The 20,038-nt window shown below is 37.1% G+C and carries 15 protein-coding genes; 10 read left to right on the top strand and 5 right to left on the bottom strand.

Annotated elements, in window-relative coordinates; translation table 11 throughout:
- Positions 1-57 precede the first annotated feature (57 nt).
- Entirely contained in the window at positions 58-1,017 is a 960-nt protein-coding gene (locus ACE3RB_RS10055; protein ID WP_374464101.1) for an SIS domain-containing protein, read from the bottom strand.
- A gap of 157 nt (positions 1,018-1,174) precedes the next feature.
- Between ACE3RB_RS10055 and recQ the strand changes: the two genes are divergently transcribed.
- The 5 genes from recQ to lpdA all read left to right on the top strand — a co-directional run bounded on the left by recQ (position 1,175) and on the right by lpdA (position 7,034).
- Positions 1,175-3,379 carry a DNA helicase RecQ gene (gene recQ / locus ACE3RB_RS10060; protein WP_374464102.1) on the top strand — a complete coding sequence of 735 codons (2,205 nt, stop codon included), beginning with the start codon at positions 1,175-1,177 and terminating at the stop codon, positions 3,377-3,379.
- A gap of 207 nt (positions 3,380-3,586) precedes the next feature.
- Positions 3,587-4,666, top strand: coding sequence for a glycosyltransferase (locus ACE3RB_RS10065; RefSeq protein ID WP_374464103.1), 1,080 nt, complete (start codon positions 3,587-3,589; stop codon positions 4,664-4,666).
- 64 nt (positions 4,667-4,730) lie between these two features.
- Positions 4,731-5,075, top strand: a complete 345-nt coding sequence (locus ACE3RB_RS10070; protein WP_374464104.1) for a hypothetical protein — start codon at positions 4,731-4,733, stop codon at positions 5,073-5,075.
- A gap of 38 nt (positions 5,076-5,113) precedes the next feature.
- A complete protein-coding gene (locus tag ACE3RB_RS10075; protein WP_374464105.1) occupies positions 5,114-5,500 on the top strand; it encodes a cupin domain-containing protein in 387 nt (128 codons plus the stop codon).
- Between the two features lie 130 nt (positions 5,501-5,630).
- Positions 5,631-7,034 carry a dihydrolipoyl dehydrogenase gene (lpdA, locus tag ACE3RB_RS10080; protein ID WP_115961212.1) on the top strand — a complete coding sequence of 468 codons (1,404 nt, stop codon included), beginning with the start codon at positions 5,631-5,633 and terminating at the stop codon, positions 7,032-7,034.
- Between the two features lie 113 nt (positions 7,035-7,147).
- On the opposite strand, the gene ACE3RB_RS10085 is transcribed toward lpdA, so the two are convergent.
- Complete coding sequence (locus tag ACE3RB_RS10085) at positions 7,148-7,594, bottom strand: hypothetical protein (protein ID WP_374464106.1); 447 nt, start codon at positions 7,592-7,594, stop codon at positions 7,148-7,150.
- A 135-nt stretch (positions 7,595-7,729) separates the two neighbouring features.
- Between ACE3RB_RS10085 and ACE3RB_RS10090 the strand changes: the two genes are divergently transcribed.
- Positions 7,730-8,554: a S1 RNA-binding domain-containing protein gene (locus ACE3RB_RS10090; RefSeq protein ID WP_374464107.1), complete on the top strand. Its 825-nt coding sequence runs from the start codon at positions 7,730-7,732 to the stop codon at positions 8,552-8,554.
- A gap of 42 nt (positions 8,555-8,596) precedes the next feature.
- Here ACE3RB_RS10090 and ACE3RB_RS10095 read toward each other — a convergent pair whose 3' ends face one another.
- Positions 8,597-11,662, bottom strand: a complete 3,066-nt coding sequence (locus ACE3RB_RS10095; RefSeq protein ID WP_374464108.1) for a T9SS type B sorting domain-containing protein — start codon at positions 11,660-11,662, stop codon at positions 8,597-8,599.
- Positions 11,663-11,952: 290 nt separating this feature from the next.
- On the opposite strand from ACE3RB_RS10095, the gene ACE3RB_RS10100 reads away from it, so the two are divergent.
- The 4 genes from ACE3RB_RS10100 (at position 11,953) to ACE3RB_RS10115 (ending at position 18,264) form a co-directional block, all read left to right on the top strand.
- Positions 11,953-12,546, top strand: coding sequence for a TetR/AcrR family transcriptional regulator (locus ACE3RB_RS10100; protein ID WP_332386556.1), 594 nt, complete (start codon positions 11,953-11,955; stop codon positions 12,544-12,546).
- 86 nt (positions 12,547-12,632) lie between these two features.
- Positions 12,633-14,000 (top strand): TolC family protein, encoded by a 1,368-nt coding sequence (locus ACE3RB_RS10105; protein ID WP_374464109.1) that lies wholly within the window; start codon positions 12,633-12,635, stop codon positions 13,998-14,000.
- 6 nt (positions 14,001-14,006) lie between these two features.
- A complete protein-coding gene (locus ACE3RB_RS10110) occupies positions 14,007-15,068 on the top strand; it encodes an efflux RND transporter periplasmic adaptor subunit (protein ID WP_374464110.1) in 1,062 nt (353 codons plus the stop codon).
- 7 nt (positions 15,069-15,075) lie between these two features.
- A complete protein-coding gene (locus tag ACE3RB_RS10115; RefSeq protein WP_374464111.1) occupies positions 15,076-18,264 on the top strand; it encodes an efflux RND transporter permease subunit in 3,189 nt (1,062 codons plus the stop codon).
- 315 nt (positions 18,265-18,579) lie between these two features.
- Here the strand turns inward: ACE3RB_RS10115 and ACE3RB_RS10120 are convergent, their stop codons facing one another.
- Positions 18,580-19,026 (bottom strand): KTSC domain-containing protein, encoded by a 447-nt coding sequence (locus ACE3RB_RS10120; protein ID WP_374464112.1) that lies wholly within the window; start codon positions 19,024-19,026, stop codon positions 18,580-18,582.
- 156 nt (positions 19,027-19,182) lie between these two features.
- The gene (locus ACE3RB_RS10125; RefSeq protein WP_374464113.1) at positions 19,183-19,947 is read right to left on the bottom strand and encodes a hypothetical protein; all 765 of its coding nucleotides are present in this window, start codon (positions 19,945-19,947) and stop codon (positions 19,183-19,185) included.
- Between the last annotated feature and the right edge of the window lie 91 nt (positions 19,948-20,038).

Here is a 20,038-nt window from a genome sequence, read left to right on the forward strand (position 1 = left end):
ATTTTTAAAGGGCAAATTTATAAAAAAAATGACAGAAGTGAGTCTGATTTCTCAGTTCTAATTGATTCCTTCGTCCAGCAGTTTATGCAGATCTATGATCCCGAAATATTTTCCGTTTTCTGTAACGACCAGCTGGCCGATATTATTTTCTTTCAGGATTTTCATCGCTTCTTTGGCAAGAGCATCTTTTTCAATGGTTCTCGGGCGGGCAGACATGATGTCTTTAGCCAGTACCTTGCTGATATCTTCGCCTTTCATCAGCATTCTTCTCAGATCTCCGTCTGTGATCACACCAATAATCTGATCTTCGTTGGTGACCACCGTAATTCCATGGCTGGATGCACTGATGGAAATAATAACGTCTCTTATTGGAGACTCTTCAGTAACCTGAGGTTTTTGTGAAGACAGAAACTGTTCAACTTTAGAAGTCAGGTTTTTTCCTAAACTTCCTCCCGGGTGGAATTTGGCAAAATCATTGGCTCTGAAATCGTTCAGTTCCATTAAAGCAACAGCCAAGGCGTCTCCTAACGCCATTTGTATAGTGGTCGAGCTGGTAGGTGCAAGCTTATTTGGGCATGCTTCTACATCAACATGAGTATCCAGAACAACCTCTGAAAATTCAGCCAGCTTACTGGTCTTATTTCCGGTCATTCCGATCAAAGCAGAAGAATAATCTTTTAAATAAGGGACAAGGTTGGCAATTTCAGGCGAGTTTCCGGAATTGGAGATGCATAAAACCACATCCTGCTTCTGAATTACTCCCAGATCTCCATGAATGGCTTCGGAAGCATGCAAAAACTGAGAAGGAGTTCCTGTAGAATTTAAAGTAGCTACAATTTTATTCCCTACATGGGCAGATTTCCCTATTCCTACTACAATAAGTTTCCCTTTTGCGGAGTGAATAATCTCTACTGCACGGGCAAATTGGTCGTCAATTCTGTTTTTTAATTTTTCCAGTTCAGAAATTTCTATTTCTAAAGTGCTTTTTGCAATTGATATAATGTTGGTTCTATCCATTTTACGATGATAAGGTATACAAAAAAGTTCTTAAAAAACGTTATATTTTAAAAAGAATATTTAATATAAATTTTATTTTTATAAATTCGTTCGCTTTTATTTTAAGCAGAATTTTTATAACTTTGGGTGAGATGCAAATTTAGCAATAGAAAATTAGATGAGCGCAAAAAAAGCCAATTTATCAGGCGAATTGAAAAAGTATTTTGGGTTTTCTACATTTAAGGGCCAGCAGGAACAGATTATAGACAACCTATTAGGAGGGAAGGATATATTTGTTTTAATGCCTACAGGTGGCGGAAAATCATTGTGTTACCAGCTTCCGGCACTTATTTCGGAAGGTACAGCAATAGTTGTTTCGCCCTTAATAGCATTGATGAAAAATCAGGTAGATGCAGTAAACGGCCTTTCATCTGATGATGGGGTAGCACATGTACTGAATTCATCATTAAACAAAACACAGACCAAACAGGTTTTTGACGATATAAAAAGCGGCAAGACCAAACTTCTGTATGTAGCTCCTGAATCATTAATTAAAGATGATTACCTGGATTTTTTGAAAGAGGTGAAAATTTCTTTCTTTGCTATCGATGAAGCCCACTGTATTTCAGAATGGGGGCATGATTTCAGACCGGAATACAGGAATCTGAAACAGATTATAGATAAAATTGCCAATGTACCGGTGATTGCTTTGACGGCTACTGCCACTCCTAAGGTTCAGGATGATATCCAGAAAACTTTGGGAATGACCAATGCATTGGTATTTAAAGAAAGCTTCAACAGACCTAATCTTTACTACGAAGTACGTCCGAAAGTTAATGTAGACAAGGAAATCGTTAAATTTATCAGTCAGCATAAAGGGAAATCAGGAATTGTATACTGCCTGAGCCGAAGAAAAGTTGAAGAATTTGCCCAGCTTCTGCAGGTAAACGGAATTAATGCGCTTCCTTACCACGCTGGTCTTGACCAGAAAGTAAGGGTGGCGAATCAGGATAAATTCCTGATGGAAGAAGTAGATGTAATTGTGGCAACCATTGCTTTCGGGATGGGAATTGATAAACCGGATGTTCGTTTTGTGATCCATTACGATTTTCCAAAATCACTGGAGAGTTATTACCAGGAAACAGGAAGGGCCGGAAGAGACGGGGGCGAAGGCCACTGTCTGGCATTCTATGATCCTAAGGATATCGAAAAACTGGAAAAATTCCTGGCTCAGAAACCCGTGTCTGAAAGAGAAATCGGATTACAGCTTTTGAATGAGGTAGTAGGCTATGCTGAAACTTCAATGAGCAGAAGACAGTATATCCTGTATTATTTCGGAGAAAGTTTTGACCCGGTAAAGGGTGAAGGTGCCAGGATGTGTGACAACTCATCCAACCCGCCAAAATTAAAAGATGCAACTGCCGATTTGAAAAAAGCGCTGGAGCTGATTAATGATACAGGAGAAAAATTCAAGGCTAAAGACCTTATTTCTGTTATCGCAGGGAAAGAAACAGCGGTAACAAAATCTTACAAGCTTGAGCAAAGTTCTTATTTTGGCTTCGGAAAAGAAGAAAAAGACAATTACTGGAAAACGATTTTGAGACAGGCCACTGTTCAGAATTTTTTACAGAAGGATATTGAGACATATGGTGTTTTAAAGATTACCGACAAAGGAAGAAATGTTCTGAATGGTAAATCTAAAGATGTCTTTTTAATTGCAGAAGACAGGGAATTTGATCTTACCCAGGCAAAGGCAGAGAGCGACCAGGTACAGCAGCAGGCCGGAGGAGGTCTGGATCAGAACCTTTTCAACCTGTTGAAAGAACTTAGGAAGAAAGTAGCCAAAAAGCACGGAATCCCGCCTTATACAGTGTTCATGGATCCAAGTTTGGAGGATATGACGGTTCAGTACCCGATCACGGTAGATGAAATTACCAAAATCTATGGAGTAGGAGAAGGAAAGGCCAAAAAATATGGTAAGGAATTCGCAGATTATATCAGAACCTACGTAGAAGATAACAACATCGAACGTACTCAGGATATGGTGTTGAAGCAGGTGGCCAATAAATCAAGCCACAAAGTATTCATCATCCAGAGCACCGATAAAAAAATTGATCTTGAGGATATTGCAAGAGCCAAAAATCTTTCTATGGATGAACTCCTGAAAGAAATGGAAAGGATCGTGTATCAGGGAACCAAGCTGAATATCGATTATTATATTGAAGACAATTTTGATGAAGACATTGTAGACGGTTTCATGGAATTCATGAATGAATCTGAAAGTGACAGCATGAAAGTATTGCTGGATGAATTCGGGGATGAACTGTCTGATGAAGAAGTGAGGATGTTGAGAATTAAGTTCATTAGTGACGTGGCGAATTAAAAAATCATATAATTAAAATATAAAATAAGCTCTTCATCTGAAGAGCTTATTTTATTGTAAGTTCGTTTAAACTTTTAATTCTAATAAACGCAAGCCTTCATTTCTTTTTAAAAGCTTAGTTAATTTCTGTTAATAACCACCCTAAACAGTCATCTTCATCCTTCCAATATTTGAAAGATAACTAAACTTTTTAGTAACTTTGATAAGATGAAAAAAATATCTGTCATATTTATTCTGCCGGACTTAGAAACCGGGGGCGCAGAGAGGATTGTTACCACTATAGCAAACCATCTTTCCAGAGATCGGTTTGAACCTAAGATTTTGCTGTTACGTAAACAGGGCGGATATTTGAATTTTCTGAAAAAAGATGTCGAAATTATTGATATCAATACCGAAAGAATAAGACATTCGTTAAGACCTATTTTAGGAGAGATCTACAGAAGAAAACCGGATATTGTTTTCTCGGGTTTTGGAGAGGTAAATGCCTACCTGTCTCTGTTTATCAAACTATTTCCGAGAACAAAATTCATTGCCAGGGAAACCAATGTTGTGACCCAGCATGTAACCCGTAAAGAAATTAAATTTTTCTACAATTTTTACAATAATTATCAGAAAATCATTGCCCAGAGTGATGATATGCTCAAAGATCTTGTTGACAATTTTAATATTAAAAAGAAAAAAATCGTCAAAATTAACAATCCTGTAGACTTTGATTTCATTGAAGAGAAAATGGCTTTGTCTTCAAAACCTGATTGTTTCAAATATAATTATAAGAATGTAGTTGCCATCGGTAATCTGTCTTCCAGAAAAGGATTTGATAATCTTCTTAAGGTTTTTTCAAGGCTTAAAAATGAAAATATTATGCTTCATATTTTAGGAGATGGAAAAGATAAGGACCTTCTGCTTCAGACAAAAGAACTTTTGGGACTGAAAAAAGTGATCTTCCATGGCAGACAGGATAACCCATACCAGTATTTAAAATTTGCTGATTTATTTGTTCTGTCTTCAAGATATGAAGGTTTTCCCAACGTTCTTCTGGAGGCAGGTGCGTGCGGAACGTATTCTCTTGCCAATAATTGTCCCGGAGGAATTAACGAGATTATTCAGCATAATATAAACGGAGAAATTGCAGATATTGAAAATCATGACCGATTTGCCCAGGAGATCGTGAGGATTCTTCAGAGCAATTATAATCGGGAAGCTATTAAAAACTCAATTAAATCAAGGTTTTCTAAGAATATTATATTGGACAAATATGAAAAGGTGTTACTGGACTTAATGAAGTAGCTGCTGTAGTATATTTGACTTATGGTGTTTTATTTCTTTAAATTTGGGGCTAAAATAAATCGTAATGAATAAAATCCCGAAAATAGGATGTGCCTGTGAAAAACCTGATTTCAATTATACAGAATTCAGAAGTTCGGAATTAGGTATAGATCATACTAACGGAAGATATGGAGAAGTAACGATTCAGCAGTGCAAGCTGTGCCAGAGAATATGGGTTCATTACTTTATAGAGAACGAAAGCTTTTCCAGATCAGGAAGATGGTACAAAGGAATTGTTTCGAAAAAAGACCGACCTCACATCACCCCGGAAAATGCTGTGGAGTATCTGGAAAGCCTTGAATGGTATGTTTACGGAGGTTCATTTTTTGAAAGTACAGGAACTATTGGGCAAGGAATGTTGAATGTGTAATCTTCTATGCTGATTTTTTAACATTAAATATCAAATCCATGAAGCCATTTATAATTGCTGCTGTAATGCTTAACTCTGTTGCAATGATAGCTCAGCAGAAGGCAATCTCCAGAAAAGAGCTGTTAAAAACTGTTATTGATCAGAAAGTAAAATCTACGGAGATTCAGGAAATCACAATGGCTGCAGGGCAGGGAGCTCCCGAACATCTGCACCCGTGTCCCGTTTTAGGGATAATCAGTTCCGGTGAAGCTGTTTTTCAGATAGAGGGACAGGAGAAAGTAGTACTTCACAAAGGAGATGCTTTTTATGAGCCTAAGAATGTGAAAATTCTTCATTTTGATAATGCGTCAGCTGAACAGCCACTTGTCTTTACCGCAATTTATCTGAAGGAGGGAAGTGAGGAAAATATAAAGTTCATAAAATAATACTTTTCATAAAACTAAAGCATATAATTATCATTTTTAAAATTGATAAAACTCACTTTGGTGCTTGGTAATTTATATGTAAATTTGTGAGAATTAAGATAGATAATAATAAACAAATTCATACAATAACATGAGTCAATTCGATGTTACCGTAATAGGTTCCGGTCCCGGTGGTTATGTTGCAGCGATCCGTGCAGCACAATTAGGTTTCAAAACAGCAATTATTGAAAAATATTCAACTTTAGGCGGAACTTGTCTTAACGTTGGATGTATTCCGTCAAAAGCGCTTCTTGACAGCTCTGAGCATTTCGAAAATGCAAAACATAATTTTGCAGGCCACGGAATCATCATCAATGAGCCGCAAGCGGATATCGCCAGAATGATCGAACGTAAAAACGAAGTGATTAAGCAAAATACAGACGGAATCAGCTATCTGATGAACAAAAATCAGATTACTGTTTTTGAAGGAGTAGGAAGCTTCGAATCTGCTACTCAGATTAAAGTAACTAAAAACGATGGTTCTTCTGAAACAATCGAGTCAAAATATACCATCATTGCAACAGGTTCTAAACCGTCTACATTGCCTTTCATTACTTTAGACAAAGAAAGAGTGATTACTTCTACGGAAGCTTTAAACCTTAAAGAAATTCCTAAGCATTTAGTAGTAATCGGTGGTGGAGTTATCGGTCTTGAACTAGGTTCAGTATACCTGAGATTAGGAGCACAGGTAACGGTTGTTGAATTTATGGATAAAATCATCCCTGGAATGGATGGAGCTTTAAGCAAAGAATTGACTAAAGTTCTTAAAAAGCAAGGAATGAAGTTTATGCTTTCTACTGCGGTTTCTGCGGTGGAAAGAAACGGCGATACTGTAAAAATTACAGCTAAAGATAAAAAAGGAGAAGAGGTAGTTGTAGAAGGAGATTACTGTTTGGTTTCTGTGGGTAGAAAACCTTACACAGACGGTCTTGGACTTGAAAAAGCAGGTGTAGAGCTTGACGAAAGAGGAAGAGTAAAAGTAAATGATCACTTACAGACTAACGTTGCCAATATCTATGCAATCGGTGACGTTATCAAAGGGGCTATGCTTGCTCACAAAGCTGAAGAAGAAGGCGTTTTTGTTGCTGAAACATTGGCAGGACAAAAACCTCACATCAACTATAACCTGATCCCTGGTGTTGTTTATACATGGCCAGAAGTTGCTGGAGTTGGTAAAACAGAAGAGCAGCTAAAAGAAGAAGGTGTAGCTTACAAAGTAGGATCTTTCCCGATGAGGGCTTTAGGTAGAAGCCGTGCAAGTGGTGATGTAGATGGTCTTGTTAAGATTATTGCAGACGAAAAAACTGATGAGGTTTTAGGAATGCACATTGTAGGAGCAAGAGCAGCTGACCTTATTGCTGAGGGAGTAATTGCAATGGAGTTCCGTGCAAGTGCTGAAGACATCGCAAGAAGTTCTCACGCTCACCCAACCTATGCAGAAGCTATTAAAGAAGCTGCATTGGATGCTACGGCAAAAAGACCAATCCATATGTAATAATTGATTAAAAGATTTAATCATTTAAATATAAAAAGGAGAAATCAATTCGGTTTCTCCTTTTTTTGTATAAATTTTAAATTTCAAATTAATAATTAAAAATAATAACAGTTTTACATTATTTTCATTTTATCATAAAACTTAGAATATTTAGGTGCAATATTGAGCTGTATTCCGAAAGTTACTCCTTTAAAATATTTTTCTTTATGAATAGGAAAAGCATATCCGGTATTGAGAAATATTGCATTAAATAATGAGATGCCTATTGTTGGCTCCAATGAATACTGATTTCCTGATATCCCAAAAAGCATTCCGTTATCGATAAAATTAATATTAGCTTCCGGAATGAATTTATCTGTCTGGTTAATACGGGTATAGAGAAGAGAAGGACCAACTACTATTGATTTGTAACGGCTTTCTCCAAATCTGTATTCTAACCCTGCCTGCAGGACATTTCTTCCTGTGTAACGGTATGAAATATTCAATGCGGTTTTCTCTAAAAGCTGGGCTTTTGAAAAAGACATTGAAAAAAACAGAAACAGAATACCATATTTTTTCATGATTATTTTTGTTCAAATGTAAGCGTTTTTATGGTCTTTATGAAAGATGAAAATGAGGCTTTCAAGAATTATAATCGTATTGACTAGGTTCGCATCTTCAAATTTCCGTAACTTTGTCAGCTAATTTTATCATCAATGCAACTCGGAAAAACTCAAACTTTAACAATTTCAGAAAAAATTAATTCAGGATGGATCCTCGTAGACGAATCCGGTGAGAAAGCTTTTCTTCCTAAAATTTTCATTCAGGATGAAAAAGAAACAGGTGAGGAAGTTGAAGTATTTGTGTACCAGGATGACGATAAATTAAAGGCAACTACTGAAATTCCATTGGCAGAAGTGGGAGAATTTGCGGTAATGAGCTGTGTACAAAGTCTTCCAAGCGGAGCTTTTATGGACTGGGGAATCATTAAAGACTTATTTATCCCTTACAAGCAGCAGAAAACAAAAATCGTAGAAGGGAAAAGATATCTGGTATATATCTATGTAGATGAAGATATGGAGTTGATTACCGGAACTACAAAATTCAAAAGAAACCCTCAGTACGATGAACTTCCGTTTAAAAAAGGAGATAAGGTAGATCTGATCATGATGAACGAAAGTGAACTGGGCTGGAATGTGATCATCAATAAGAAATACATCGCTTTGATCTACGCTTCAGATGTTTTTAAAAAGCTGTATCCGCTGTCAGAAGAAAAAGGATATATCAAAACAATACGTGAAGACGGGAAAATAGATGTTTCTTTACAGCCGGAAGGTTTTGAAAATATCGACGAGTTCAAACAGAAAATTCTGAGCAAGCTGGAAGAAAATTACGGACTTCTGTATGTCTCTGACAAGTCTTCTCCTGAAGAGATCAAAGATGAGCTTCAGATGAGTAAGAAAAACTTTAAAAAGGCAATCGGAGGACTTTATAAAGATAAGATTATTGATATTTTAGACGATAAAATCAAATTATTATAGAACAAAAAACGGGTAGAAATTTCTGCCCGTTTTTTTATTTTATTACCGGTTCTTGATCAGAAGCCATCCGTTATAGATTCTTCCGTCAGAAACTTTTATGGTGTACCAGTAATTTCCTGTAGAGATCGGGTGTGATTCATATTTCCCGTCCCATTGGAAAGGTCTGTTTTTAATGATTTCTCTATAAATAGTAACTCCTCTTCGATCATATAAACTGACTTCGGTTCCCGGATAGTTTTCCAGTCCTGCAATTCTCCATGTATCATTGATTCCGTCACCATTGGGACTAATCGCATTGGGAATATTAAAGATTGAGAAGCTCTTTTGTCCAATGATACATCCGGATTTTGTTCTTACATAAACAGTATATTCTCCCATATTCAGATTGGTGAAGATATTGGAATCCTGCCATGTAAAATTGTTTAAAGAAAACTCATAATTTCCGCTCTGAGAAAGAATAACAGTCGCTGTATTATTCGTGATATTTACAGAAACAATATGGGCTAAAACAGAATAGCTCACCTGTGTGGAGCCTGTATTTTCACATCCGAATATATTGGTCACTTTCACAGTATAAGTTCCGGGAGTCGTTACCGTAATTGTCTGAGTAGTTGCTCCGGTATTCCATTCGTAAGATTTAAATCCTGGTCCGGCATCCAGTACAACTGATTTTCCTTCGCAGAAATCAAGTGTATCAGGTAACTGAACAATAGGTTTGGGATTTAATGTAAAGTTTAATCTTACCACTTTAAAGCATCCGTCCGGTGTTGCAACTCTTACGTGAATAAGTGTTGTTCCTGTATTTAAAACATAAGCTGAAGGATTGGATATAACATTTCCTGCGGTGTCAGTATAAGTGAAAATATAATTACCCGGATTATTGATAATACTGGCTTCATAAGAATGAAGATTAACAACCATAGAATTTGACGTGGTTGTATTACACTGCACTAGCGTAATATCTTTTGCCGGAACATTATCTGTAGAAAGTGTTACTGTAATGGCTTGTTTTTCAGATTCACAATTGTTTAAGGTCTGAGTTACAAAATATGTTTGCCCGTTTACAAGAGGAGTTGTTATTGGAATTACATTTCCTGCAGCATTGTAGAATTTCAGAGATGTTCCTGTTACAACAATCTTTTCTATTGTAGGATTGGCAGAGGCACAGAAATCCTGATTTACATTGGCTGTTGGTTTAGGAGTCGTATTTACTATTACCTGGATAGCTGTTTTATTACTTTCACAGCCGTTAATAGTCTGAGATGCATAATAGATCTGTCCATTGATAAGAGCAGTTGCAGCTGATAAAACATTTCCTGTGGCATCATACCATTTTATATTCTGACCTGTAATCTGAATGTCAGAGATCTTTGGATTATTGGTTGCACAGAAGGTTTGTTGGGTATTTGTGGTAGTTGGAACAGCAGGAGAGACTACAATTATATTCTGATTTTGAGTCGCAGTATTTCCGTTTCCATCGTTATAGGTCCAATGGATGATATAGTTTCCTGGGATGGAATAGGATAAAGGATCTGTTGTTGTTGCTGTAACAGTTCCTGCACAGTTATCTGCAGCAGTAGGAAAACTCGTAATTGCTGTATGGCAGTCTCCTGTAATATCTGCAAGAGTGACAATATTGGGAATAGGAGCGATATTGTCACCCACAACAACGTTTACTGTGAAAGTTCCGCTGCAAGCACCTCCGGAAACCTGACAGGTGTAAATTCCGGCATTATTTGCTGTAGCATTATGTATTGTTGGATTCTGCTGATTGGAAGTAAAACCATTAGGCCCTGTCCAGTTGTATACTATTCCTCCAGAGGCATTAAGTTGAAGAGTAGAGTTGATACAAACAGGAGAGTTTGACGAAAGTGTACTTGATGGGTTAGTTGTATTATACTTATATAGCAATACATCCTCGTTACCATTTCCACTGTTATTATTAATCGGCGTTCCGTTCAGTATTATTGGTTTATTTCTAAAGTTAGCCGAAAGATAGACATTGTCATTATTGATAAAGATTTCGTTAGCAGCATTTAAACTTTGATATATGGAAAATTGTGACCCTTCAGACTTGAATAGATATTGAGCTTCGAAATTGCTTAAATTGATTTTAAAGAAAACTAAATCTTCACCATAAATATTATTACCTGTATTGGAACTTGTAATTGTAGTATTACCCAGTGTCATCGTTTGTGAAAAACTGCCAAAGGTATACAGGTAATCATTGGTTTCAGCAAAATAAGCATTATTTAAAGTTCTTGTATTATTATTAGACTCATGAGGAATCTGTAAAAAACTGTTGTTGTAAAATTTTAAATATCGGAGAAGGTTTAAATTGCTAGTATCAAATTCAGTAATAATACTTTGTTGCACACCATTACTGCTGTTACCTGTAGAAAATGTAGTGTTGTCTACTTTTGTTGAAATAGCAAAAGTTCCATAAACATACATTTTATTATTGATCTTGTTATAATGTAGATTTGTGGGACAATAAGCCCAGTAAACACCTGTATTATTGGAGATTTCTTTCGAAAGAATTAACTGTAGATTATGATCAAATTTTTCAATTTTACTGTATTCGAAATTGGCATGAACTTTTGATATGTAAATGTTACCATCATTATCCATTTCAGAATCTTTAAAGAATTCCATATTCTGACCTAGCTGTATGGCATTGTAGAAGTTTCCGTTTGTATCAAATTTTGCAAGAAAACCTCTGGGATACGGTTGTGTTAACCCACTGTTATTGGTCAGTGAAACTTGATTAAAAAAATCTAGTGTATAGCTAAAAACTCCAGTTACAATTACATCATTCTGATGGACAAATATGTTTTTTGCCAGTCTCCCAATTTCACCCGTGAATTGTTTCTCCCAAATTAAAGTACCGTTAGCACTATATTTTTTTAATTTGTTTGTATAGTTCATATAATATCCGGAAGTTCCAAGCGTATAAATATTTCCGGAACTATCAACAGTTAAAGCCTGTATAACATCATATTTTTCCCAAACCAGATTACAATTAAAATCATATTTGAGCATTTTCGCATACGTATAAGATTGGTCAGCCTGATAAACATATAAAAAACCATCATTTGTTTTTTTCATGCCTACCATATTATCCTCAATCCAGCCTCCAAAGTTTTTTGCGCAGTTATTACATTGTGAATAAGACAGAGTTGCTATCAACAAAAGGAATAACAAGAGAAGTTTTCGCATTGGGTTATTAATTTTTGCGGCAAAGATATAAAAATAGACTTCTTATTAAATAATAAGTAATCGTAAACTTTAATACAGAAATATGACGGATGTCATAACTTTTTTGTTTAATTTTTTTGTTTAACAATTTTGTCAAAAATAAATTTTAATATAAATTTGCACAAATTTGTTTAACAAAAATGTCAAATCAAGCAAAAAAAGACCAAACACAGGAATTAATCAAGGAGACAGCGAAGAATTTGTTCTTTGTGAAAGGAAAATTTGATGCTACTACGCAGGAGATCGCCGATGAAGCAGGAGTGAACAGGACCCTTATTAATTATTATTTCCGATCACGGGATAAGCTTATCCAGATCATCTTTGACGAAGCACAAAGAGTAGAGCAGGAAAAGTCGAAGATCATTCAGGATTCTGATCTGCCTTTTAAAGAAAAGATCAGTAAATTCATAGAGAGCAGCCTTTCTACAAGTCTTCAGTATCCGTATCTGGAAACCTATATTGTGTCACAGATTAATAAAGGGACCGGCCATCACAGGGAAATTGAAGAAGATATTCTGAATGAAATGTATCGTGATATAGAAAAAGAAATGGAGTTGGGAAATATAGAAAAAATGGCACCGGTTCAGTTTATCCTGAATATGGTTTCACTGCTGGTATTTCCAAGTGCCATACGACCATTATTGATGGAAAATCTTTTAATTAATGATGAAGAATATGACAGGATTATTTCTGAACGAAAAGAGATTATTATCAATATGTTATTTAAAAATTAAAAAAAACTAAAGTATTTCTGATGATGATTCGTCAAATAGAAATAAATAATGAATGAATAAATAAAAAATAAACGAAGTATAAAATTATGAATAGAAAACGTATAACTGCTACAAAGCTAAAAATTGGGATAGCTTCAGCATTTATGATTTTCGGTTTTTCATTGGTGTCTGCCCAGCAGCAGGTTTCCCTGCAGGAAGCAATCAAACAGGCACTCCAGAATAAGGCAGAAGCTAAGAAAGCTGCTTTACAGGTAAAAAAAGCCGAATACAAGATTGATGAGGCCAGAGCCGGAGCTCTCCCTCAGATCAGTGCAACAATAAGCAATACGTACAATCCTATTTTGCAAAAATCTGTTCTTCCCGGTGAGGTTTTAGGTAAACCTGGTGAACTGATCCCTGTTGCTTTTGGAACAAAATGGCAATCTGTAAACGTAGTAACTCTTAATCAGAATGTTTTTGATCAGAGAGTTTTTATTGGTCTTAAAGCAGCGAAATCTACAAGAGAATTCTATCTTTTAAATTCGGATTTAACCAACGAGCAGATTATTGAGAATGTTGCCACAGCATATTATCAGGTGTTCGTACAGGAAGAGAATCTTAAAACGGTGGAAGAGAGCTATGCCAATACGGAAAGGGTAAGAAACGTCATCAAAAGTTTGGTAGATAATGGCCTGGCTAAGCCAATTGACCTGGATCGTACCAATGTTCAGCTTACCAATATCGGTTCAAACAAGCAGCAGTTAATTAACGCTGTTGAAGTTTCAAAAAACTCACTGAAGTTCTATATGGGAATTCCTATTGATACGCCTATTGAACTTGAAGAAAAAACAATTGTACCGAATCCACAGCTGTTGGACAGCAATGTGAATCTGGAGACCCGTTCTGAATTAAAAGTTTTGAATAAGCAAAGAGAACTTCTGGAATACAGCAAAAAAGCAACTATTGCCAATCTTTATCCTACGGTAGGACTTTCAGCTAACTACGGCTGGCAGGGGCTGGGGAATAAATTCCCTTATGCTACAGGATCAAGCCAGGGAACGAACTGGGGAGACTATGCTTCCATTGGTTTAGCGATTAAAATTCCGATTTTTATGGGAGGGGCTACCAAAGCTCAGATCCAACAGGCGGAAATCGATATTCAGGATTTAGATCAAGATATACAGAATAAAAAACTGAACTTGAGTTTAGATTATAAAAATGCAGTTTCCAATATGGAGAACGCAATAATCAATATTCAAAGTATGAAAGATAATGTGGACCTGGCAGAAAAAGTACAGAAAAATACTCAGTCTAACTATCAGTATGGTCTGGCAACACTTACAGAAGTATTGGATACTGAAAATGCTCTGACACAGGCTAAACAGAATTATGCGAATGCATTACTGGACTATAAGCAGGCTGAAATAAAAGTAATTAAAGCAAAAGGAGAGTTAAACACATTACAAAACCCATAATAAACAATGAAAAAAACTTTAATATATATCATCGTAGCAGCTGTACTGGTAGGTTTGGCCGCTTACAAGATTGCAGGTAACAAAGAAAAGCAGACTCAGGAAGTAAAAGAAGTTGCCAAGCAGGTAGATAAAATCAACGTCAATATTGTAACCGTTACAAGAGAAAATATTGATACAGACTATTCAGCCAACGGAACTTTTATTCCTAAGCAGGAAATGAGCCAGTCTTCCGAGATCTCAGGACGTATTGTAAATGTTTTGGTAAAAGAAGGTTCAAGAGTAGGAGCAGGCCAGGTTCTGGCAACCATCAAAAGAGATGCTATTGAAGTAGATGTTACCCAGGCTCAGAATAATCTGCAGAATGCTATTATTGATAACCAGCGCTATGAAAACGCATATAAAACAGGTGGAGTTACAAAACAACAGCTTGACAACTCAAGACTGCAGCTTAAAAATGCTCAGGCAGCATTAAAAGCACAGGGTGTAAAAGTAAACGATACAAGCATCCGTGCAGGAATCAGCGGTACGATCAACAAGAAAATGGTTGAGCCGGGAACCGTTGTTTCTCCTGGGACAGCAATGTTTGAAATTGTTAATATCAATAGCTTAAAGCTTTCTGTTTTAGTAGATGAAAGCCAGATCGGAAAAATCCAGTTAGGTCAGGAAGTTCCGATTAAAGTAAACGTTTTACCGGAAGATTCTTTCGTAGGAAGAATTACATTTATCGCTCCTAAGAGTGATGCTTCTTTGAATTTCCCTGTTGAAATCGAAGTTCAGAATAAAGGAAACCTTAAAGCCGGTATGTATGCAACTGCTAAATTCAGTACGAACAACGGTGCGGAAACCCAGAATATGCTGACCGTTCCTGCAGAAGCGTTTGTAAACGGAGTAAGCTCAGGACAATTATTCGTTGTTCAGAATGGCGTTGCAAAATTGATCAAAGTAACCATCGGAAAAGTTTACGGGGATAAAGTTCAGATTTTAAGCGGATTGAATGGCGGAGAACAGGTAGTAACCAGCGGACAGATCAATCTGGACAACGGATCTAAAGTAAACATTATAAAGTAGAACGTTTATGAAGTTAGCAGAAATATCGATTAAAAGACCCTCGCTGGTAATTGTATTATTTACAATTCTGACGTTGGGAGGTATCCTGAGTTATACGCTCATGGGATACGAATTGATTCCGAAGTTTGAAACCAATATGGTAACCATATCTACCGTGTACCCGGGAGCTTCGCCTGCAGAGGTGGAAACATCCGTGACCCGGAAGATTGAAGATGCCGTAGGTTCCCTGGAAAACGTTAAAAAGGTAGAATCTTCTTCATACGAAAGTTTATCCGTTATCATGGTTCAGCTGAACGATGGGGCGGATGTAGACTACGCTTTGAATGATGCCCAGAGAAAGGTAAATGCAATCCTAGCAGACCTTCCGGAAGATGTAAAGGCGCCGTCCCTGAACAAATTCTCCTTAGATGACTTACCGATTATCACGATGAGTATTTCATCTGATAAACTGAACAGTAAAGATCTTTATGACTTACTGGATAAAAAGATTGAACCTATTTTCTCACGTGTAAACGGTGTGGCTCAGGTTGACCTTGTGGGTGGACAGGAAAGAGAAATCCAGGTGAACCTTGATGAGAAAAAGTTACAGGGGTACGGACTTTCAATAGGAGATGTACAACAGGCTATCCTTTCATCAAACCTTGATTTCCCTACAGGGAGCTTGAAAACGAGAACTACAAAATCTACGATCAGACTTTCAGGAAAATATAAATCTACTGAAGAGATGAACAACCTTGTGGTTTCCAATAAAAACGGAGCCCAGGTACGTTTATCCGATATCGCAACAGTTTTCGACTCTCAGAAAGATGTAGAGAAAGTAGCGAGATTCAATCAGTTTCCTACCATTTTGATGCAGGTTAAAAAACAATCTGATGCGAATGCGGTATCGGTATCCGAAAGTGTTCAGAAAACAATTAAAACAGTAGAAGAAGCATACAAAGTTCAGGGTGTAAAAGTAAAAGTGGTAAATGATACTACAGACTTTACCCTTGAGTCTGCCAACCACGTTATTTTCGACTTATTCTTAGCGATTATCCTCGTGGCAATTGTGATGTTATTATTCCTTCACAGTATCAGAAACGCATTTATCGTAATGGTTTCTATCCCGGCTTCATTGGTGGCAGCGTTCATCGGTATGAACCTGATGGGATATACGTTGAACCTGATGAGCTTACTGGGGCTGTCGCTCGTGGTAGGTATCCTGGTGGATGACGCGATTGTAGTACTGGAAAACATTTACCGTCACATGGAGATGGGTAAAAGCAAGATCAGAGCAGCGTATGACGGAGCATCAGAGATCGGATTTACCGTTGCTGCGATTACATTGGTAATTGTGGTGGTATTCTTACCGATCGCGATGAGTTCAGGTCTTGTGGCCAACATCCTTGCTCAGTTCTGCGTCACGGTAGTTATTGCAACCCTATTATCATTGCTGGCTTCATTTACCATCATTCCTTGGTTATCATCAAGATTCGGTAAACTGGAACATTTAACAGGGAAAAACTGGTTTGAGAAATTCATCCTTTGGTTTGAAGGATTAATCGACAAGTTTACACACTGGATCACAGGAATCCTTGAATGGTGTCTGAAAACAACATTAAGAAGAATCTCAACAGTAGTCATTACATTCATTGTTTTAATCAGTTCGTTTATGCTGGTAGCATTCGGATTCATCGGAGGTGAATTCTTCCCGCCGATCGACCGTGGTCAGTTCCTTGTACAGATGGAATTATCCAAAGATGCAACTGTTGAAAAAACCAACCAGTTAACATTAGAAGTTGAGAAATTCTTAAGAAACGATAAAGACGTTGTAGACCTTATTACAACAGTAGGACAGCAGTCTACAGGTTTTGGTGGTGCTCAGGCAACTACTTACCAATCTGAGGTTCAGGTGAACCTGACAGATAAGTCCGAGCGTTCTGAAAGTACCAATATCAAAGCTGCAAAAATAAAAAGACAGCTGGAGGAGAAATTCACAGGTGTTGAGTTTAAAACGGCTCCGATCGGTATCATGGGTGCTGAAAATGCTCCGATTGAAATGGTTGTAACAGGACCGGATAACGCAACCGCAGTAAAAGAAGCAACCAGAATCCTTGAGCTATTGAAAAAAGTGCCTGGAGCTGTGGACGCTGAACTATCAACAGATACAGGTAGCCCTGAAGTTCAGGTAAGTATCGACAGAGATAAAATGGCTTCTTTGGGCTTGAATCTTTCAAGTGTAGGACAAACGATGCAGACGGCATTTAACGGAAATACAGACGGTAAATTCAGAGCGGGAGAATATGAATATGATATCAATATCCGTTTCGGAGATGTCAACAGACAGTCCATTGATGATGTTAAAAACCTTATGTTTACCAATGCTCAGGGGCAGCAGGTTCGTCTGAGCCAGTTTGCAGATGTGAAAATGGGTTCAGGGCCAAGCTTACTTGAGCGTAGAGACAAATCTCCTTCTGTAAAAGTAAGAGCGAAAGCAGTAGGTAGACCGGTAGGGGACGTAGCTAATGAATGGGCAGATAAGTTCATGAAGAGCGATAAAAAACCTGTAGGAGTAGATTATATCTGGAGTGGAGATATGGAGAACCAGCAGGAAGGTTTCGGTACGTTAGGAATTGCTCTATTGGCAGCTATTGTGTTGGTATACTTGGTAATGGTTTCATTGTATGACAGTTTCGTGTATCCTTTTGTGGTATTGTTCTCAATCCCGTTAGCGATGATCGGGGTAATGGTAATTCTAGCCTTAACTGCCAACTCACTGAACATCTTTACGATGTTAGGGATGATCATGTTGATTGGTCTGGTAGCGAAGAACGCAATCCTTATCGTTGACTTTACGAATGCAAGAAAAGCAGCTGGTGCCAATACTCACGATGCCTTGGTACAAGCGAACCACGCACGTCTTCGTCCGATCCTGATGACCACCATTGCGATGATCTTCGGTATGTTACCGATCGCATTGGCAACAGGGGCCGGAGCTGAAATGAACAAAGGTCTTGCATGGGTAGTAATCGGTGGTTTGACATCGTCACTATTCCTTACCTTGATCATTGTACCGGTAGTATATTCATTATTTGACTCTCTTTTAAGAAGAATGGGACAACATAAGAAAGTAGACTACGAAGCTGAAATGAAAGCAGATTATGTACACAGAGAACTGAATGAAGACGGATTTACTCCGAAGCATTTGGATAAATAAAATAAACCTTTAATTAACCGAAAAGCCGTATCATTTTGATGCGGCTTTTTTTGTTGGTAAATGTCATTCTGAACGAAATGAAATGAAGTGAAGAATCTCATAGGAAAGGCTACAAAATGAGATTCTTCCTTCATCAGAAAAACAAAGATTCTACATATAGTCAATGACAAACGCGAGCTATTAACTTTTAAGATATTCAATAGGATCGGGCTTTAGTCCGCTTGATTCTATAACATTCATTATTCAGCTTTAGCCAGAACATAAAAAGAGCTTCCAGTTTTTACTGGAAGCTCTTCAAATATTGTAATGAAAAAATTAATCTGCCATAACCTCTCCGGACTTTCTGTAAACAAAGTTTCCGTAGATGTGTCTTCTTGCAAATCGGCTTGGGGAATCAGCATTGATCATTTTGATATAGGTATTTTTTGGAACACCCATATATTCGTAGATATTGCCGTTCAGGTGTTGTACCGTTAAAATCGATTTTTCAAGATAGAAATCCTGGATATTGGATTTTGTAATCGTTTGTGTATATTCTTCTTTGTATTTTTCCTGAGTTTCCGGATTGATACTTACCAAAAAATGGTAGGCTTCAATAACAGACTTGCTCTTTTCTTCCGCTTCCTGCTTTCCTGCTTCATCATTAATGAATTTATCAGGATGGGTGTCTTTCATCACATTTCTGTAAATGGTCTTCAATTCTTTTAAAGTAACATTTTTATCTACTCCAAGAAGCGTTCTGTGCTCACCAATTTTTTTCATATCTCTAATCCTTATTTTCGGGGTGCAAAATTACGGATTTAAATCTGATAAACCATAACTTATTCATTATTAATTTATTTGAGTCTCAACCTGAAACAATTTTAAAACAAAAAACAGCACTAATGAAAGTGCTGTCATATATTGTATAACTTATCCTTATGGTTCATCACAGGTTCTTTTCAGTTTTGTAAAGATTTTGTCAAAATCCTTGTAGGAAGTTCCTTCATCATCACGTTTCTGTCTGAAACTGCTGTTGGCACAGTTGTGAAAGCCGAGCCCTATCATATCGATCAAAGCGTAGTCTTCTTTCTGAGGATCATTCATTTTAGCGTCAAATCTTGCCATTACACCTTTAGGATCAGCATTATTTTTACTTTTAAGCTCAGTATACATTCTCCATGCAGCATACATCTTTTCTCTGTCTGGAGAAGCGATGGCGTCAATCTGCTCTCTGCAGGTATCGTAATATTTACTATTTTTAAGAGTTGAAGGGTCAGAATAAGCAATAATTTCTTCCTTATTCAACTGGTATTCATTTTCAAAAGACTGGATGGTCTCTTCCTGAAGTTTTTTCCATCTTGGAAGATCAATCACTTTTATGCTGTACAGCTCCTTTTTCTTTTCCTGATATTGTTTTTCAAGCTCCTCTAAATAAGCTTCTCTGTTCTGGCGGATTTCTTCAAGCTGGGAAAGCTTAAAAACGGGACGGGTATCAAAAACAACACCGTTGAACTGGTACAAAAGCTTGTTCACTCCGTCTATTTCTTCCTTTTTATATTTAGCCGGATCAAAGTAGCCTTTATTGTCACAATTGAACGTCTGATAGCTGTACGGTGTCAGATTATTTGTTTTTGCAGGAGATTTTTGTCCCCATATAGTAATGGATAAGGCCATTATAAGCCCGATCATCATTTTTTTCATGTACATACGTTGTTGAAAGAATCCGAATTTTCTGAATTTCAGTGCAAAATTAAGGCTTTAAATTCAAAAACTAAAGAATTAAATAGATTTT

This window comes from Chryseobacterium sp., from assembly GCF_041914225.1.
Classification (GTDB): Bacteria; Bacteroidota; Bacteroidia; order Flavobacteriales; family Weeksellaceae; genus Chryseobacterium.